We start from the raw sequence: 380 nt of genomic DNA on the forward strand, positions 1-380 counted from the left end.
TGGAGGCCGCGGACCGGGCCCTGGAGGACACCTCCGCCCACCGCGCCGACCTCGAACGCCGCCTCGCCGAGGAGGAGCGCCGGCTGCGCGACGCCGCCCGCGCCCTCGCCGACCGGCGGGAGCAACTGGCCCGGTTGCAGGGCCGGGTCACCGCGGCCCGCGGCCGGGTGGCCTCCGCCGAGGCCGAGGCCGGCCGGCTGGCGACCGCCCGCGACGAGGCCCGGGAGCGCGCGGCGGCGGCGCGGGAGGAGTACGAGCTCCGGCAGGCCGAGGCGGACGGTACCGACGCCGGTGACGCCGAACTCGCCGACGGGCTGCGGGCCGCCAAGGATGCGCTGGCCGAGGCCGACGCCGCGGTGGCCGCCGCCCGCGAGGCCGCC

1 pseudogene is annotated in these 380 nt (G+C 82.4%); it reads left to right on the top strand.

What is annotated here, in order from left to right:
- Positions 1 to 380: pseudogene (locus tag JNW98_RS35125) on the top strand (chromosome segregation protein SMC); the annotation flags it as partial.

Source organism: Streptomyces huiliensis, from assembly GCF_020037025.1.
In the GTDB taxonomy this organism is placed as follows: domain Bacteria; phylum Actinomycetota; class Actinomycetes; order Streptomycetales; family Streptomycetaceae; genus Streptomyces; species Streptomyces huiliensis.